The organism is Rhizobium sophoriradicis (assembly GCF_003939025.1).
GTDB classification, from domain to species: Bacteria; Pseudomonadota; Alphaproteobacteria; order Rhizobiales; family Rhizobiaceae; genus Rhizobium; species Rhizobium sophoriradicis.
Window position 1 is genome coordinate 43,997 of record NZ_RQIH01000004.1, and the last position, 16,220, is coordinate 60,216.

Below are 16,220 nucleotides of genomic sequence, written 5' to 3' on the forward strand. Positions count from 1 at the left end.
CACGTCAGAAAATTGGTCACGGAAGGTGCGAAGTGGACATTGTGCGAGTTTTTATAGATGCTAACATTTTCATCGAGATGAAAGATCTTCATTCGCTGGATTGGCACGCGGTGCTTCCTCGGGCAAAGGAAATCCGCATCCTTGTTTCAATCCATGTAGTGAAGGAGCTCGACAAGCTCAAGACTGATCGCACGGAACGCCGCCGGAAGCGGGCGCGGATGGCGCTACAGCTTATTGATGAGGCCTCGCGAGTGAGTGAACGGGTCCTTCGAGAGAACCCTTACCGTGTGACGCTTGAGTTGGCTTTCCCGCGAGCTCACAATTGGGATGATTACCATGTCCTGGACCAGAATGACCCCGACGACCGCTTGGTAGCACATGTGATCGAAGAAGGAGACGCGATTCTCGTTTCGGACGATAGCGGCCCGCGGATCAAGGCGTCCAAATACGGAGTCACTGCAATCCAGCCACCGCCGTCCTTTCGCCTTCCGGCGGAAGAAACGCCCGAACAAAAGAAGGTTCGAGAGCTTACCGGAAGAGTCAGGACGCTTGAGGATAATCGTCCGAAGATGATGTTGAAGCTCGGGTGCCCTTCTGATCCGATTGTCTTGCAAAGGCCCCTTCTGGGCCCGATGCCCGAGGAGCAACAGGCGGACCTTGTCCGCAGGATCCTCGATTTACATCCAAAGCTGAAAAGGCCGGCAGAGAATAGCGCTGCTGCAGTTCTTGGGGTCAGGAAGGCAAAGCTGGCTGACTGGACGGTGTACGAGGCCGCCTATGCCAATTTCGTTGAAAGGGTGAAGCGGCACGCAGCGGAAATTCACGAAAAGTTAAACGTCATACCCCTTGCCCTCGAAATTCCGTTCGAAATCATCAACATCGGACGGGTGACACTAACCAACGCCGACGTTGCCATCCGCCTAAAAGGAGATGCACGTCTATATGTGTACGAGGAGGAAGCCGATCACGATGAGGACCAGGACGACCTAGACAAGTTCGAGCTGAAATTTCCTGATCCGCCCCAGCTCGGCGAGTCCAGACATCCGCGCATTAGGTTTGGTGGTAGACCATGGATGGCGCTGCAAAAGATTAGGTATCCCGGCGCGGTCACGTTTCAATGGGACATAGTCCCCGATGAAAAAAACCCCCGTGTAGCCAACTTGTCGAACCGGGAGTTCCGGGTTGGTAAAAGTCATGCGGACAAAATTGCTGTTGTCCCGGAAGGAGTGCTCCCGCTTGATCTGACGCTGACATTCGATCTTGAAGCCAGGGACCTTGATGAGCCCGTCACGAAGGAATTTCGGGTGAGGATCGAGCCGGCGGAAAAGGAGTGGACTTTTGCCGATCTTGAGCGCGTGGAAGCGGTTCTCCCAGCAGCGAGTGTTGCCTATCTCTGACGCTCGCGTGGCCCAGATTGCTCGATCTAGTTGGCGAGATTTGCAGCTCCTGTTTCCCTTTATCCTGGCGGTAGCGTTGTCGGACGAAGTGGTTGGGCAAGTTTGCCGTCGCGGCAACCACTATGATCAGCTCTCCGGTTTGACCACCTTATAGCCATTGATTTTCGTTCGATGGATCTCGATGTGCAACGGCTGTAGGTTTGCACAGATCCGGTCTCGAATGTCTTCGGGAATCCTTGTTCCCAGGTATATCGATTTGATCGCGTCCGGCCCGTGCGCTGCCTTTCCCTTTCGACTAGAGAAAAGCCGCCATTCCCGTTCGTACGACCAGTTTAGGTGCTTCGTAGACAAGACAGCGCGAGCGCGGGCGCGGTCATCTTCAAGCGCCCGCAGATTAAGATAGTGGGGTTTGTCACCGTAGGCTACGCGAGAGAAGGTATTTGCTTGGGCAAGCCCGTTCAACAGGCTCGACATTGCGTAACATACACATATCCCGTGGAAGCCATCGGCATAATGTGCCCACATAGGTTGATTGTTCCAGGTTTCCGAAAAGGAAGCGATTCCCAATCCGAGTTTTTCATTGCGGAGTTGTTCAACGAATGCGTCATATTCGGGATGTTCAGATGCTTTTCGGCTGGATTTATAGACACCTTCCATCGGGTCGTTCATTTTCGTGAACTCAGCACAGAAAATATATCCATTGATAAGAGCGTCCATTTCCTCATCGAATTTCTTTGCACCATCCTTGGTGCCTTTCAACAATCCGGCGCCAATGGAGCGATATCGATAAAGCCATGTTGGCCGCGCATATGTTTCGATTGTTGCCATGATCTGCCGCCTCGTTTACCGTCATTGTCGTGGTAGCGTGGCCACCTTGCCTCAACTTAACCTCGCGGGCGGGTTGGCGGGCGAATAGTATTCTCCGTTGAGTGGCAATCTCGCCAGCCGGCGCGCCGTTGTAGTGTCCCTTGACAAACATTGTTAGAAGGCCGCTGTTTAGCTTCATTGAGCGCCTGCGGCGCATTACCCGCAAATCCGCGCGCCATGCGCTGGCTACTCTTAAGCGGCTGGAGGTAGGGCTGGGCAGCGAGCCGCGTTTGATTGATAGGCGCCCGCCCGCGACCACTGTATCGTGGAAATCTCAACTCGATATTCGCTCTGAAATTTCCCTGCACCTTGGTCTACGGGTTTTCTCTTGTGAGCTCTGTATTCGCTTAACCCTCTGAAATTCTACAGAGCGCACAATAACCAGTGATTTAGTCGCATTGAAGGACAAGGGCCGCGGGTCGATCTTGCGAGGGCTGCCGAATTGTCGGTCGCTGTGATTACTTGACTTGAACGAATGAACACCCTTTTCCGTCGCCCACTGCGCTCGCGCCCACCCCCTCTCCTCACACGACTCACACCGTCTCACTAAACTCCGCCGCCAGCACCGCATCCTTCAGCGCCCGCGAATACGCATGCTGCGGATCATCCAACACTGCTCGCGCCCGCCCCCGTTCAACAATCTCCCCCTTGCGCATGATGATAATATTGTCGCTGACGTAATAAGCCGTCGCCAGATCATGCGTGATGTAGATGATCGAAAGCCCGAGCTCGTTTTTCAGCCGGCCGAAGAGGTTGACGATCGCCATGCGTAGCGACGCATCGACCATCGAGACCGGTTCGTCGGCCACCAGCAAGCGCGGCTCGGGGATCAGCGCGCGGGCGATGGCGACGCGCTGGAGCTGGCCGCCGGAGAGCTCGTGGGGGAAGCGGCCCTTCACCTCTTCCAGCGTCAGGCCGACATGGTGGAGGGCGGTATCGGCCATCTTCTCCACCTCCCGCCGGTCCGGCCGGTTGCCGGAGGCGGAGAAGTTGCGGGCGGTCTCGAAGAGGTAGCGGTCCACCCGCTTCAGCGGATTGAAGGCTTCGAAGGGGTTCTGCAGCACCGGCTGCACCTCCTTCATGAAGGCCGTGCGTTCGGCCCGGCTGTGGATCGCCACGGTCTTGCCGGCAAATTGCAGCTCGCCTTCGGTCGGTTCGACCTGGCCGAGGATCATCGCCGCCACCGTCGATTTGCCCGAGCCGGATTCGCCGACGATCGACAGGATCTCCGGCTCGTCGCCGATCTCGAAGCTGACATCCTTGACCGCGGTGATCAGGCGCCGGCCGAGCATGCCGCCCTGGCGGTAGATTTTCGTCACATGCGAGAGGCTAAGCAGAGTCAAACCTGATCTCCCGTAACTGCAAAACAGGCCACGCGCCGCCCAGGCTCGACGGTGACGAGCGGCGGCACCTTCTGCGAGCAGATATCCATCCGCTTCGGGCAGCGCGGGTGAAACCGGCAGCCTTCCGGCGGCATGGCGAGGTTCGGCGGGCGCCCCTCCAGCGACGGCCGCGTCGTCGGGTCGCCGATCTTCGGCAGGCTGCCGACGAGATGCTGTGTATAAGGGTGGAGCGGCAGGCTGAAGAGCTTCGGCGTCGGCGCCTCCTCGACAAGCCGCCCGGCATAGACGATGCCGATGCGGTCGGAGACCGTCGCATGCACGCCCATGTCATGGGTGACGAACAGGAAGGATGAGCCCATCTCGCGCTGGATGTCGCGGATCATGGTCAGCACGTCGCGCTGCACGATCACGTCGAGCGCGGTCGTCGGCTCGTCGGCGATGATGAATTCCGGCGTCAGGATGGTGGCGAGCGCAATGGTCATGCGCTGGCGCATGCCGCCGGAGAGTTCGTGCGGATAGGCGTCGAGCAGCTGCGGGTCGAGTTTCAGCCTCTGCAGGTGGGCGGCGACCTTTTCGAAGAAGATGCTCTTGCTCACCGTCATGTGGCGGAAGGCGAAGTCGGTGAAGGAATGGCGGATCCGGCGCACCGGATTGAGCACGTTCATCGAGCCCTGCATGATATAGGAAAGATGGCGCCAGCGCAGCGCCATGCGCTCCTCCGGCGTCATCGCGTAGAGGTCCTGGGTGCCGCCGCCGAAGTGGAATTTGACATTGCCCGACACGACCCGGAGCGGCGGCCGGATGGCGCCGGCAATGGTCTTGATCAGCGTCGTCTTGCCGCTGCTCGATTCACCGGCGACGCCATAGACCTCGCCGCGGCGGATCGTCAGGCTGATATCGTCGACGGCCCGCACCTCGCGATCGACGCCATAGAGGAAGGCGCGGTAATAGGCTTTCAGATTGTCGATTTCGACCAGATTCTCCATGCTAACTTCCCATCCGGTTCAGCCGGCTGCGCGGATCATTGTATTCGTTCATCGACATGGACAGCAGGAAGAGCGCCAGGAAGAGAATGACGATGACGGCGACGGGGGCGGCGACCCACCACCAGATGCCCGAGATCAGCGCCGAATGCGCATTGGCCCAGTAGATCATCATGCCCATGGTCGGGGTCTCGATATCGGTGAAACCGAGCACCGAAAGCGTGATCTCCATGCCGATCGACCAGATCATGTTGTTCATCGTCGTGGCAAAGACGATCGGCAGCACATAGGGCAGGTGCTCCTCGACCAGGATCTTGCGCATCGTCATGCCGGAATAGACGCTCTGGGTGGTAAAGGGCCGGCTCTTCAGGCCGAGCGCCACCGAGCGGATGAGACGCGCATCATAGGACCAGCCGAGCGAGGCCATGATGACGATCAGCGCCACCCAGGTCATGTTGTCCTTCAGCACGAAATAGAAAAGGATCAGCAGCGGAAATTGCGGGATCACCATGACACTGTCGTTGATCGCCATCAGCACCCGGTCGACAGCGCCGCCGGCATAACCGGCGACGAGGCCGACGACCAGCGAGATGATGCGCGAGAGAAAGGCGACGCCGATGCCGAAATAGAGCGTGTTGCGCAGCCCGATCGTCAGCTGCCAGAACACGTCCTGGCCGCGCGAGGTCGTGCCGAGCCAATATTCGCCGTCCGGCGGCATGTCGGGCGGCAGCAGATAGATGTCGGTCGCGCCATAGGGCGAGAAATAGGACAGGATCACCAGGCCGACGATGACGGCGAAGAGCAGCAGGCCACAGAGGAATTCCATGTTGTGGCGCGAGAGGTCACGGATGATGGTAAACATGGCTATTCCACCTTGATGCGCGGATCGATCAGCGGGCTCAGCACGTCGATGATGAAGACCGCGGCGGCGACGCCGACGATCGAGAGCGCGCTGAGGCCGAGCACCAGGCTGTAGTCGCCGGCATGCACCGCTTCGATCAGCAGATTGCCGATGCCGGGATAGCCGAAGACGATTTCGGTGATGACGGTGCCGTTGAAAATCGCGCCGAGCGACATGGCAAGGCCGGTGAATTGCGGCACCATCGCATTGCGGGCGATGTAGGAGCGCAGGATCTTGCCCTTCGGCACGCCGCCGAGCTCGGCGAAGACGACATAGTCGTCGGTAATGATGTTGGAAACCAGCGCCCGCATGCCGATCAGCCAGCTGCCGGCGCCGACAAGGATCAGCGACAGGGCCGGCAGGATGGAGTGTTTGAGGATATCGAGGACGAGCGCGAAGGAGAGGTCCAGATTGGCGTTCATCTCGTAGCCGCCATTGATCGGCAGCACCGGCCAGATGAAGCCGAAGACGATGAGAAGCACGAAGGCGAGGATATAATAGGGGATGGGCAGCAGCGCGATGAAGACGAGGCTGACGGCCTTCAGCACCATGTTCTTGCGGTAATAGCCGGCAAGGGCGCCGATCGCGTTGCCGAGCACGAAGGTGATCAGCGTCGAGACCGTCATCAGCCCGATCGTCCAGGGGAGCGAGCGCAGGATGATTGTCGAAACGGGGGTCGGAAAGGCCGAGAGCGAGGGGCCGAGATCGCCGGTCGCAAGCCGCAGCCAGAAATTCAGATATTGCTGCCAGATCGAACCCTGCATTCCATATAGTTCACGCAGCGACTGGCGCATCAGCTCGATCGCGTTCGGATCGGACTGACCCATCTGCGTGATGGCGCCTATGCTTTCTTCGACCGGATCGATCGGGGTCAGGTGGGTGACGAAGAAGGTGATCGTCACGCCGAGAAAGACGACGAGCAGGAACTGACCAAACCGCTTCAGCACAAAGATCAGATAGGGCGTCATAAGGCGGAGCTTCCTCTCTGCTTCCTTTCTTGAAAGGATCGACGAGCATGGCAGCTGGGGCGCATGCCCGCCGATGAGGGGGCCGGCGCGATGGCTTCCGCGCCGGCGTTGGGAGGGTTATTGCGATTGAGCCGGCTTCAGCTTGACCATCATCAGCCTCGAATTGGCCCAGTTCGGCACCGGATCCGTATAGGGGTCCTTGATGGTGGGATAACCGGTCCAATAGGTCGTATCCATCGAGGTGAAGACGTTATAGGACATCAGCGGGATCGTCGGCATCTCTTTGGCGACCAGCTTCAGATAATCCTTGCCGAGCTCCATGCCCTTCGGATCGTCGGCGCTGATGCCGCGGATGCTCTCGATGATCTTGTCGAGCTCCGGATTGGACCAGCGCTGCCAGTTGCGCGGCGGCTGGACGTCACCCTTCTTCGCCACGAACTGCGAGTGCCAGCTGTCGAGGAAGAAGGAGAGGTCGGGATCGCCGCCCCAGGTTTCGACGCTCCAGGCGATCGCCACCTGGAAATCGCCGGGCTGCAGCGCCGTCTGCCAAAGTTTCGCGGCGGGAACGGCCTTGGCGTCGATGCCGAAGGCCGCCCATTGCTGGGCAATCAGCGTGCCGGCGCGGGTGAAGACCGAGCGTGTGTCGCCTTCGACCGTCATCCGGATCTTGAAGGGTTGTCCATCAGGGGTCAGCCATTTGCCGCCGGATTTCTTGAAGCCGGCCTTTTCGAGCAGCTCGCCAGCCGCTTTCGGATCCGGTTTCCACCAGCCGTAGCCGAAGGCACCGGTGATCGCCTCCGGATCGGTCGGGATCTGGTCCTTGAACTTCGGCTGCTTGCGCAGGAGATCGGCGATCTGTTGCCCGACGGTCGGGTCATAGGGCTTGATCTTGCTCTTGCCGGTATCGATCTCGAAATTCTTCAGCCAATCCTGCATCGGCGCCTGATAGTCTTTCATCGTGGCCGCCGTCGGCGGCACGCCGAGTGCCGAAAGCGTCGCCGCACCGCGGTAGCTCGCCATGTCGACGGCCTTGATGTCGATCAGGAGCGCCAGCGCCCAGCGCACGTCGGCATTGTCGAACGGCGCTTCCTGGGTGTTGAAGATGACCGCCGGCAGTGTCGGATCCGGATGGGCGAAGGGGAAGCCCGGGAACCAGGTTTCGATGGTCTTCGACTTCTCCTTGAGGGTGAACATGCCCTCCGGCGTGTTGTCGTGAATGATATCGAGATTGTGCTCGAGCTGGGCGATCGTGCGCTTATCCGGCGGGCCTGGATCGGTGTAGGTCACATATTTCGGAGCCGGCTCGCCGAAGCGGGCAAGCGAGGTCCGCTGCCAGTCGTCGCGCTTCTCCCAGGTGTACCATTTGCCCTGCGGATCATAGGCCTTCAGCTTGTAGGCGCCGAGCGAGACGGGGTTGGCGAAATCATAGCGAAGAGGATCCTCCACCTTCTCGAACACATGCTTCGGCATGATCCAGGCGCCGTTCCAGCGCACGGTGAAGATGGCGTGGAAGCGCGAATTCGGCTTCTTCAGCTTGAACACGACGGTCTGGGGATCGGTCGCCTCGACGCTTGCCACCTGCACCGAGAAGGCCGCGCTCCAGACCATGCCGGGATGGTCCATCTGCGTTTTGACGGTGTAGACCACGTCGTCGGCCGTGAATTCCACGCCGTCGCTCCAATAGAGCCCCTTGCGCAGCTTCACGGTCATTTCGGTGAAGTCGGCATTATATTGCGGCTTGTCGGCGGCGAGCGAATTGTCCCAGGCCGCGCCGCCAAGCCCCTGTTCGGGGTCGATATACCAGAGCGTATCCATGGTCAGCTGCTGCAGGCCGGTCGAGACCCCGCCGCCGCCATTGACCCAGATGTTGAACCAGCCGGGATTCTTGATCGTCCCTTCCGGATTTTCGACGATGAGCGTCTCCTTGCGCGGCAAGGAGGTGTATTCCTGAGCTCCGGCCACTGCGGTCAGGCCGAGCGTGGCCAGCACGAAGCCGAATGCAAACCTCTTCCACTTTTGCATGAACTCCTCCCTTGAAAGCGACGATGCGGCGGCCGCGAAGGCACGCATGGGCAAGTCGCGGTTGTCGGTTCGCAGAAGCCGGGCTTGCGAGCCCTTGAGCTTCGGCGAACCATCCCTCCGGCCACCTGCCTCCTCGCAGGGAACCGAACACTCTCGGCCGGGCCGATTGCCCGGCGGCGGCTGTCACACCGACAGCCGGATCACATTATAGGACAGAGGCTTCAGCGGCGCGCGCACCCGTCCGTCCTCGATTTTTGCGCTCTCGACCTTTACAGGCACCACCGTCTCCGGCCGCCGCGCCGTGTTGACGGCTTCGAGATCGCCATGGGTCATTTCCACCTGCTCGATCAGCCGGGCGCCGCCAAAACCTTCCAGCCGCACGTCGAGATCGAGTGCCGTATCCGGATGGCGATTGACGGCAAAGAAGGTCAGCGTTCTGCCATCCTCGGAATGGACGGCCGAGACGTCGAGATAGGGAACCTCGTTCTCCTCGTCGCTGTCATAGGTCGGGCCGTCGACGACGAGCTGCAGTGCCGCGCCGCGGCCATAGCGGGAGGCGTAATAGAAGGGATAATAGATCGTCTGGCGCCAGGCGGCACCGCCGTCCTCGGTCATAATAGGGGCAATGACGTTGACGAGCTGGGCGATGCAGGCGATGCGCACCCGGTCGGAGCGGCGGATGAAGGTGTTGAGGATGCCGCCGACCTGCAGCACGTCCTCGAAATTATAGACGTCTTCGAGCAGATGCGGCGCATCCGGCCACTCGTCGCGCGCCAGGATCTCCTTGTCCTGCTGGTTGGAATGATACCAGACGTTCCATTCGTCGAAGGAAATGCCGATCGTCTTCTTCGAGCGCTTCTTCGCCTTGATGTAGTCGATCACGCCGCCGATCGTGGTGATGTAGCGGTCGAGCTTCGTCGCCCGGGCGAGGTAGTTCAGCGTGTTCTTCTCCCGGTTGGCGAAATACATATGCAGCGAGATGTAGTCGGCGCTGTCATAGCACTGCTCGAGAACCTCGGCCTCCCACTGCGGATAGGTCTTCATGTCGGAATTGGAGGAGCCGCAGACGACGAGTTCGAGCGACTTGTCGAAGCCGCGCATGGCCTTCGCCGTCTCGTCCGCCAGCCGGCCATATTCATAGGCCGATTTGTGGCCGACCTGCCAGGGCCCGTCCATCTCGTTGCCGAGGCACCACAGTTTCACGTCGTGCGGATTGGACCAGCCGTGCTTGCGGCGCAGGTCCGACCAGTAGGTGCCGCCCGGATGATTGCAATATTCCAGGAAATTGCGGGCGGCATCGAGGCCGCGCGAGCCGAGATTGACCGCGAGCATCGGCTTGGTATTGGCCTTCTTGCACCAGTCGACGAATTCGTTGACGCCGATTTGGTTGGCTTCGCGGGTGCGCCAGGCAAGATCGAGGCGAACCGGGCGCTCCGACCGCGGGCCCACGCCGTCTTCCCAATTATAGGCCGAGACGAAGTTGCCGCCGGGATAGCGGCAGTAGGGCGTGTCGAGCTCGCGCACCAGCTCGAGCACGTCGCGGCGAAAGCCGTCTTCGTCGGCTGTCGGATGTCCGGGCTCGTAGATGCCGCCGTAGATCGCCCTGCCGAGATGCTCGAGAAACGAGCTGTAGAGCCTGGCGTCAATGGTCGAGATGCGAAAATCGCGGTGGGCAACGACACTCGTCTTCAACGGATCCTCCCTTTATGTATCAGGAATTTTGTTTTCTTGCCCCTAACTTGATATCAGGAATGTCGTTCTGTCAACCGAGTTCCGGATTTAATCATACTAATGCAAGAACGAGAGAAATACGTTATACAACAAGTATTTGACTAAATTTAGTCGTTGCTAAAACCGGAAATAAATGAGGTTTTTAAATCAAGATATCCGATATTAATTTTCTCAGACATGCAGCCGCATGATGATGTCGCGGCCGTGATTCCCGAAGCCTCGGCCGAAAATGTTCACCCCGCCGGTGTGGCCGGCATTCTCGGCGATGCCGACCCTGAGCCGAATGGACGAATGCTGGCCGAGCGCCAGATCGCTGAGCGTCACGTTCGACGCGGCGACGCCGTCGATGAAGGTGCCGCGCGTCGAGATCCGCCAGGTCTTCATCATTCCGTATTGCGAGCCCTCGAGCTTCCACCAGGCAGGCGTGAAGGCGCCGCGCTTGTCGCCGTAATCGCCGGGCGATGTCCAGGTTCCGATCGCCATGCCGTTGACCCAGAGCGTGATGTCGGAAGGCCAATCCGGATTGGTGCCGGGGACCTCGGACGACAGCTCCAGCGAAAATTCAATGGCGCGGATATCCTTGTTCAACACCTTGGCATTGTTGGGGAATTTATACTCGACATAGCCCCGGCCGAACCAAACGAGCCCGGCCTGCATGCGCTGCGGATCAAGGAAATAATCGGGCACGTCGAGGGGCCCGATGACGCTCTCGCTGGAGCAAAGGCCGCACGGCGCATGCACGTCGCAGCTGGTATAGAGCCCCACCGGCATCTCGACTTCGATGATATTATTGGCTCGCTGGGCCGCACTTTCCTCGAAGCTGATCAGGATTTCGCTGTAGATCGCCGAGCAGATCTTCTGGTTCCCCTTCCGCGCTTTTGCCAGCTGCGAGTCGACAAGCCGTGCGTCTTCCAAAATCTGAATGCCGGTTGCGACCGTGGACTGGGGGAGGGACAAAGCCCGCGCGATATCGTTGATATTCATCGGCCCCTTGGCGCAGAGCAGCTTGAGAATCTCGATCCGCGCCGGGGCAGAAAGTGCGCGGATCGCCTCACTGTTCTCGCCGGCGGCAATCGTCAAAAACGAACGTTCCATCATTTCCCCAATGATTCCGATGAAATGATGTATATCGGAAATTATGATACATCAAGAGGGGGCGCTGCAGGATTTGTGCGCTTTCGTAGCGTTATCCATCCGCTATCAACGATTAGCTCGCAAATCTCAGAGATATGTCGATATGGTAGAGCTACACCGGTCTCCGATCACAGGGCGGCTCAAATGACAGAAGATGAACGTGAACTGATCACGCGGTCGTTGCGCTGCCTTACACCAAGTTCGCCGGGCAATGCATATCCAAACAGGAATTTTTTGAACAATTTATACGCCCTGACGGCGTAGTAGATCGGAGGGCAGATCGCTATGGATTCGATTTCAAGGCTGTGCGCCTGGTTCGAGCGCAAATCCGTAGGCCAATGGCATGAGGACCGTGGAATCAAAATCGATACCATCGACAATCCTGGTTGGTCGATGAAAGCCGATCTCGCGGGAACGGGCCTTCAGGACAAGGAATTTCCGGAGATCCGAGTTGAAAGATCGCAGCATGACTGGTTTGTTGCTCGCAGAAATGATCAAGCTTTCGAAGCATTCGGCGGGCCAATGAACCTCAATGAGATGATTGAATGTTTCCTCGCTTGGACGGAATAGTCGCCGCTGAGAGCATGAGGGCGGCTTTGCAAGGAATTGAATGTCAATGCCGACTGGAACAAAAATAACCCTCGTGCCGCGCAGCCTTACCTCGGCCGACTTGCCTGGTCCATTCTGGGAAATCGATCTTCTCAAGGAGCAGGGTTATGAAGCTCCGGATCCCGCCAGGGTGAAGTTTCAACTATCGTTAGAGATTGGACTAGCCGGCTCTGCGGCGGCAGATGCCTTTTAATGTATAGTTATTACAGAGGGGCTGAAGAACACTCTGGGGGGAAATACGAAGACGATTTTGATGGACACATATAAGCTACGGCAAATTCAAGGAGAATATTCTCTCAATAATTGCCAATTGCGACGCCGATACCTGGTATGGCTGCAAAATAAATCTTCGAAGATATTTCTCATGGGAATACGAAGGCATGTATAGCGAAGCAGAAATTCGAAGGCTTAACGATTGATCGTTTCATGTGCCAGGAGGTGTAATGGCAAGGACTGGGGCCAACGATGAACAGCGACGATTTGTCTCGGCGATCAACTCTCGAACTTCTGAGCCTCACCCAGCAGAGGAATTCCAGTCATGAAAATAAGTATGAGGCCACCCAATCTCTTCTCAAAAGGTGGCGGCAAGGAATTGACTTAGAGCCTCTCATCAACCTTCTTCTTTCAGAGAATTCGCATGACCGTCTCCGCGGCGCAAACTATATCAGTGAATTGGGGCGAGAGGTTGAGGGCTTGAATGTAGCTGCAACAATGCTCGCTGATGACGCCCTCCCAGCCTGTCGCCGGGCGTTCGTCGAATATGTCGAAAATTCAGCCTACTATGAACAAGCGGTGGCGAAGGCGCTAACCAAGTGCCTGTTAGACACAGATCTCTACGTGAGGTCGGCCGTCATTGGATGGGCCACCCGTACATCCGATGAGACGTTTGAGGACTTTTCCCGGATGGTCGCGACTGGAGCCGGTCGCCGCGAGCCTCGGTTCGCCAACCCCCTCAGCAATGATTTTTGGAACGAATCTAGCCTAAGACGTGCCGTTCGAGGCCTCGATATCATTCGTCGCCTCCGCGAAGGTAAGCAGATCCATCAGATCAGGACAGACTTTCCCGGAGAGGACAGCTTTATATTCGATATCGTTGAATTTTCGCTGACGCTGCGTGATCGCCTCGCCAGATGGCAAGAAAGATGAGCTTATCCTCTGATATTTCGGCAAATTTTCCGGTAACCTTGCCATTCAGCGATTGCTTCAATGCCCACTCACCTCCGGCTGCAGATCGGCATCGGTCAGCGTCCCAAGAAAGGCGACGATGTCGTCGATTTCGGGGTCGGTCAGCGCAGGCGCTTCGCCCGGTTTCCTGCCGAAGGGCGGATCCTGGTTGAGGTTGGCCCAATAGGCCTGCGGCAAGTCGTCATACTTGCGGATCGTGCCGCCGGCATTTTTGGGATACCAGCGGCCGGGGTCGCTGTCGCGGGTGGCGTAGAAGGAGACGACGTCGCGCAGTGTGTGAAAATAGCCGTTGTGGAAGAAGCTCTTCTTCAGCGCGACATTGCGCAGCGTCGGCGTGCGGAACAGGCCGCAATATTCGCTGTGTCCGGCAAGATCGGTACGCTGCGGGCCGCAGAGGCCGAGATCGTAATAGCTGGGGTCTGTATTGGCCGGGATCGCCATGTTGCGAGGGACGGCGAGGCCGAAAAATCCGAAGTCGGAAAATTGCGGCGGCTCGCCGTCATTGGTGGGTTCGCTGAGATGGCAGCTCGAACAGTTGCCCTTTGCAGGATCCTCGAACAGCTGGCGGCCGCGCAGTTCCTGCGCGCTCAACGTCGTCTTGCCGGCGAGAAAGGCGTCGTAGGGGCTGGAATAGGGATAGAAGTCCGGGCCGCTTTGCTCGAAGGTGGCTAGCGCCTCGGCGGCGGCGTCGAAAGTGTCATCGGGATTGTCGAACACCGTTTCGCCGAACGCCGCCCTGATGTCGCCGGCGTAGGGCGCCTTGCGCAGCTTGGCCGCCACATCGGCTGCATCCTTGTTGCCCATCTCGAAGGGCGAGAGCAGCGGGATCTTCGCTTGGTCAGCGCCGTGATCGACCCGGCCGTCCCAGGTCAGCCCGCCGGTCGGGCCGTTGTCGACGCTTTCGTCACCCTCGTCCTCGGAATCGTAAAAGTGCTCGCTGAAGGACGGCACCGCCTGCAGATAACGCAGCGCCGGCACGGCGCGCAGCCCGGGCTGCTTCATATCCTTGCCGCCCGTTTGAACCGGCGCGGCCGATGCCGGGCCGAAGGCGTGCGCCGGGTCGTGGCAGGAGGAGCATGCCTGCGACCCTGAGGTCGACAGCGACGGGTCGAAGAATATCTTGCGGCCGAGCGCGGCCAGCGTTTCGGCCCGGGCAAAGGCTTCGGCGCGCGACATCGGGCCGGGATGCACACCGGCCGCCGCGCTGCTTTGCCGCAGCGGCAGAATGGCCAGACAGAGTGCTGCCGCACCGATGCCGATCGCCAGACCGGGGCGCAGGAGCCTGAACGTCTTTGTTGTCATGATAGGGATTCCAATAGCTTAGCGCTGGGTCCCACTATGATCGAACCTCGTTGCAACAAATTGATGACGGAGCCTCTCCTGCGACATCGCGGCAAGCCCGACGTCACAAAGTTGATAGACGGCGGGACTAGCGTCGATGCGCCCGAGCGGTCTCCGCTCCCTCTAGCCAACGCCCCCTAGCCATGAGGCCATAGCCGTGAAAAGACTGAAGCTCCTCAAATCAATCTGTCTCGCCGGATCGGCGATCGTGCCGCTCGCCATGGCGACGGCGGCCCTTGCGGCGCCTGCCGGTTACGACAAGATCGACAATATCGTCGTCATCTATGCCGAAAACCGCAGCTTCGATAATCTCTATGGCGGCTTTCCCGGCGCCGATGGTCTTACCAATGTCAGCGCCGAGCAGGCCCGCCAGCTCGATCGCGACGGCAAGCCGCTTGCCGAATTGCCGCCGGCCTGGGGCGGGCTGACCGCCAAGGGTGTAACGCCTGCCATCACCGAGGCGCAATCGGCCCATCTCGCAAATGCCGCTTTCGCGATCGACGATCCCCAGGGTTTCGCGCAGGCACCGTCGGTCATCACCCGCGATCTCTGGCACCGCTTCTATCAGGAGCAGATGCAGATCGACGGCGGCAAGAACGACAAGTTCGTCGCCTGGGCCGATGCCGGCAGCCTGGTCATGGGCCATTATGACGGGTCCATCTTGCCGATGTGGCAGGTAGCGAAGAAATACGTGCTTGCCGACAATTTCTTCCAAGGCGCCTTCGGCGGCTCCTTCCTCAACCACTTCGCCCTGGTCTGCGCCTGCGCGCCCTATTATCCGGATGCCGACAAGAGCCCGGCCAGGCCTGTGATCGCCAAGGTCGATGCCGATGGCGTTTCCTTGACCGTGGCGGAGAACGCTCCGAAATCGGCGCTGGACGGCGCCCCGAAATTCGTTTCCGATGGCACGCTGACGCCGGACTTCTACGCCGTCAACACCATGCAGCCGCCCTACCAGCCGAGCGCCAATCCGCCGGCCAAGGACGGTGACCCGGCCTATGCCGATCCGGCGGCGGCGACAACGCTGCCGCCGCAGCATGCGGTGACCATCGGCGACCTGCTGTCGCAGAAAGGCATCAGCTGGGCCTGGTATAGCGGCGCCTGGCAGGCAGCCCTTGACGGCAAGAACGCCACCCCGGTGCCGAATTTCCAGTTCCACCATCAGCCCTTCAACTATTTCGCCAATTTCGCGCCCGGCACGCCGGCACGCGCCGAGCATCTGAAGGATGGCGGCCTTGCCGGCGAGGCCTTCCTCAGGGATATCGACGCAGGCAAGCTGCCGGCGGTTTCCTTCTATAAGCCGCAAGGCAACCTCAATGAACATGGCGGTTACGCCGACGTCTCGAGCGGTGACCAGCATCTTGCCGATATCGTCTCGCATCTGGAGAAGAGCCCGCAATGGGGCCATATGCTCGTCATCGTCACCTATGACGAGAATGGCGGCTTCTGGGATCACGTCGCGCCGCCGAAGGCCGATCGCTGGGGGCCGGGCAACCGCATTCCGGCCTTCATCATCTCGCCCTTCGCCAAAGGCGGCACGGTCGATCATACCCAGTACGACACGACGTCGATCATCCGCCTGATCACCGCGCGCTACGATCTGCCGGTGCTGCCGGGCATCGTCGCTCGCGACAAGGCGCTGGCCGACAATGGCCGTCCCGCGATGGGGGACCTCACTGCCGCGCTCGACCTGACGCATTGACGACCGGAAGCGGCCCCCGGCGCCGAACGGGGCCGCT

General features: G+C 59.4%; 14 protein-coding genes. 5 read left to right on the forward strand and 9 right to left on the reverse strand.

Translation table 11 applies throughout. The features are described from left to right. Positions 1–32: 32 nt before the first annotated feature. Positions 33–1,397 carry a PIN domain-containing protein gene (locus tag EFR00_RS07130; RefSeq protein WP_077989726.1) on the forward strand — a complete coding sequence of 455 codons (1,365 nt, stop codon included), beginning with the start codon at positions 33–35 and terminating at the stop codon, positions 1,395–1,397. A 126-nt stretch (positions 1,398–1,523) separates the two neighbouring features. On the opposite strand, the gene EFR00_RS07135 is transcribed toward EFR00_RS07130, so the two are convergent. The 8 genes from EFR00_RS07135 to EFR00_RS07170 all read right to left on the reverse strand — a co-directional run bounded on the left by EFR00_RS07135 (position 1,524) and on the right by EFR00_RS07170 (position 11,310). Next, the gene (locus EFR00_RS07135; RefSeq protein ID WP_020923070.1) at positions 1,524–2,225 is read right to left on the reverse strand and encodes a DUF2971 domain-containing protein; all 702 of its coding nucleotides are present in this window, start codon (positions 2,223–2,225) and stop codon (positions 1,524–1,526) included. Between the two features lie 572 nt (positions 2,226–2,797). Next, entirely contained in the window at positions 2,798–3,556 is a 759-nt protein-coding gene (locus EFR00_RS07140) for an ABC transporter ATP-binding protein (protein ID WP_077989782.1), read from the reverse strand. 47 nt (positions 3,557–3,603) lie between these two features. Next, complete coding sequence (locus tag EFR00_RS07145; RefSeq protein ID WP_077989725.1) at positions 3,604–4,593, reverse strand: ABC transporter ATP-binding protein; 990 nt, start codon at positions 4,591–4,593, stop codon at positions 3,604–3,606. Position 4,594: 1 nt separating this feature from the next. After that, positions 4,595–5,452 (reverse strand): ABC transporter permease, encoded by an 858-nt coding sequence (locus EFR00_RS07150; RefSeq protein ID WP_077989724.1) that lies wholly within the window; start codon positions 5,450–5,452, stop codon positions 4,595–4,597. 2 nt (positions 5,453–5,454) lie between these two features. Continuing rightward, positions 5,455–6,459 carry an ABC transporter permease gene (locus EFR00_RS07155; RefSeq protein ID WP_040111397.1) on the reverse strand — a complete coding sequence of 335 codons (1,005 nt, stop codon included), beginning with the start codon at positions 6,457–6,459 and terminating at the stop codon, positions 5,455–5,457. 117 nt (positions 6,460–6,576) lie between these two features. Continuing rightward, positions 6,577–8,481 carry an ABC transporter substrate-binding protein gene (locus EFR00_RS07160; protein WP_077989781.1) on the reverse strand — a complete coding sequence of 635 codons (1,905 nt, stop codon included), beginning with the start codon at positions 8,479–8,481 and terminating at the stop codon, positions 6,577–6,579. 183 nt (positions 8,482–8,664) lie between these two features. Continuing rightward, positions 8,665–10,173: an arabinosylfuranosidase ArfA gene (gene arfA / locus EFR00_RS07165; protein ID WP_077989723.1), complete on the reverse strand. Its 1,509-nt coding sequence runs from the start codon at positions 10,171–10,173 to the stop codon at positions 8,665–8,667. Between the two features lie 210 nt (positions 10,174–10,383). Next, a complete protein-coding gene (locus EFR00_RS07170; protein WP_179363833.1) occupies positions 10,384–11,310 on the reverse strand; it encodes an ArsR/SmtB family transcription factor in 927 nt (308 codons plus the stop codon). A 321-nt stretch (positions 11,311–11,631) separates the two neighbouring features. Between EFR00_RS07170 and EFR00_RS07175 the strand changes: the two genes are divergently transcribed. The 3 genes from EFR00_RS07175 (at position 11,632) to EFR00_RS07185 (ending at position 13,101) form a co-directional block, all read left to right on the forward strand. Then, positions 11,632–11,916 carry an immunity 53 family protein gene (locus EFR00_RS07175; protein WP_077989722.1) on the forward strand — a complete coding sequence of 95 codons (285 nt, stop codon included), beginning with the start codon at positions 11,632–11,634 and terminating at the stop codon, positions 11,914–11,916. A 302-nt stretch (positions 11,917–12,218) separates the two neighbouring features. Beyond that, positions 12,219–12,374: an Imm8 family immunity protein gene (locus EFR00_RS34180; protein WP_106795862.1), complete on the forward strand. Its 156-nt coding sequence runs from the start codon at positions 12,219–12,221 to the stop codon at positions 12,372–12,374. Between the two features lie 46 nt (positions 12,375–12,420). Continuing rightward, a complete protein-coding gene (locus EFR00_RS07185; RefSeq protein WP_077989721.1) occupies positions 12,421–13,101 on the forward strand; it encodes a hypothetical protein in 681 nt (226 codons plus the stop codon). A 57-nt stretch (positions 13,102–13,158) separates the two neighbouring features. Here EFR00_RS07185 and EFR00_RS07190 read toward each other — a convergent pair whose 3' ends face one another. Further along, positions 13,159–14,442: a cytochrome-c peroxidase gene (locus tag EFR00_RS07190; RefSeq protein WP_077989720.1), complete on the reverse strand. Its 1,284-nt coding sequence runs from the start codon at positions 14,440–14,442 to the stop codon at positions 13,159–13,161. A 196-nt stretch (positions 14,443–14,638) separates the two neighbouring features. Between EFR00_RS07190 and EFR00_RS07195 the strand changes: the two genes are divergently transcribed. Further along, positions 14,639–16,183: an acid phosphatase gene (locus EFR00_RS07195; protein ID WP_077989719.1), complete on the forward strand. Its 1,545-nt coding sequence runs from the start codon at positions 14,639–14,641 to the stop codon at positions 16,181–16,183. Positions 16,184–16,220 lie beyond the last annotated feature (37 nt).